2 protein-coding genes are annotated in these 1,683 nt (G+C 53.0%); both read left to right on the top strand.

Annotation, left to right across the window (positions count from 1 at the left end; translation table 11 throughout):
• Positions 1-568: 568 nt before the first annotated feature.
• Positions 569-1,219 (top strand): hypothetical protein, encoded by a 651-nt coding sequence (locus tag V6D20_11225; GenBank protein HEY9816354.1) that lies wholly within the window; start codon positions 569-571, stop codon positions 1,217-1,219.
• Between the two features lie 17 nt (positions 1,220-1,236).
• A partial coding sequence (locus tag V6D20_11220) for a hypothetical protein (protein ID HEY9816353.1) occupies positions 1,237-1,683 on the top strand: 447 nt, incomplete at its 3' end.

The raw sequence follows: 1,683 nt of genomic DNA, 5'->3' as shown, positions 1-1,683 counted from the left end.
GTTCTTCGCAGCCGAAAGCGCAACGGCGAATATGTGACGCTTGGCACAGCCAGCATTGTCGGGAGAGGTTTCGCGCCAAAGGAAAAAGTGGCCGAAACCTTCAGGAAAGCCCATGAGCGGTCTAAGGCAACCATCCTCAGGCATCGCCAAGAGCTGCTCGACCCGTAGCCACATCGATACTCATGATGCTTGTGGATTGACCTACCGATACGCGAACAACTTATGTTCCGCATGCGGAACATACACGATGTTCCGTTAGAACATTGCGTGACCCTTCCCTAACTGCTTGTTACGTGCGACACCGCCCCGTACCTATCGCTTAGAAAGTTCATTAAACCACTGATTATAAAGCGATAGACCTAGCACCATCTGATTTTCATTCCTCCCCAGCCTCGCTTCCCGCCGCGCCATCGGGGGCGCTGTGGGGCGCTTGCGTAATCTGAAAAATCCCTATCGTTGTTCATCAGAGGCCGATTACCCCCTCGTTGTGCCCTTCAAGGGCATTTCGAGACGGGGGTGGGTGCCAACGTGGCAGGTAGCCTGCACGTGACAGACCATCGGGGAACGGATGATGACGCAGGAAACGAAAACAGCACAGCAGACAAATACCGCCAGCGGAGAAAATACGCTGCGCACCAACCGGTCTGTGGCGAGCACAGAGAGTCGACAAGCTTCCCCTCACAACGGAGCGATCCATCCGGCTCTGGAAATCGCCAAACTTAGGAGTGTTCGGTGCCGAGACCTGACGATCTCACCGAATATTTCACGAGAACTTCGCATCCAACTGGCTAGCCATATTCCGTTACTGCAGCGCCATAGCCACCTCACTGAGGCGGCAATCAAAACCATTATCACCAGCAATCCTCCCTGCGTATATGAAAGCCCAAAGGATCGCATGGCATATGTGTTTGGCAATATTCGCTCATGGGAGCTGTCCCAATGGCTGCCACCAAAGTATCGCATCCCCGCACTGGTATTTCATGGACTCAACAGGGTGGACATTGAAACAATTTGCATACAAGTAGAGCTTCTCAATTATGTCACGTGTGGGCTCGAGGCGAGAAGCGCACCAGACGTCTGCGAATCATTGCGGTTAACCTTGAAAAATCGCAACCCCGACCTACTGGGCGCCTTATCCCCGATGTTTGTTCACAAGAAATTATTTCTTAGCGCCTTGGGCATGAGTCGCAACTCAGCGAGCAAAGCGGAAAAGCTATAAAAACTGGAGAATCAAGGATGAACCCATTCAGCCCCCCAGAACTTTCACTATTGCGTGACGCCATACAGCCTCGCTATGACTGGTTTGGAATAGAGGTCTTCCAACATGACCTCTTGTCAGCCATTCAAACCCTTAACGCTATCGACCACCATGTCTGGCCAACTGATGTCGTCAAGTCCATCATCACCAAAGTGAACGAGGACCCAGGGGTTATCAAAACCCTCTACCAGCATACTGAGCCGAAAGGTTCCAAGGGCATCTACGGTAGCCACCCTATCCAGGCCGCACTGTGGCAGATCGCCAAACATGGCCATGACGTCACGCGCCTGACCCTCTTGGCCCATATCATCCACTTGGCTCTCCTGTGGCGAAACCGACTCGATCACTCGCTCTCACCCAATGACATGGAGTCCGAACGTCGTCGTAACGAATATGCTGGCAACCTCGAACGGGCCTGCCTGGCA

It is taken from the genome of Candidatus Obscuribacterales bacterium (assembly GCA_036703605.1).
Lineage (GTDB): Bacteria > Cyanobacteriota > Cyanobacteriia > RECH01 > RECH01 > RECH01.
The sequence above is the reverse complement of the archived record's forward strand: the minus strand, read 5'-3'. Positions and strand labels throughout refer to the sequence as shown.

What these genes read in the sequence shown, in the direction of transcription:
- V6D20_11225 (HEY9816354.1), top strand. Translation starts at nt 569, where the DNA reads ATGATGACGCAGGAAACGAAAACAGCACAGCAGACAAATACCGCCAGC.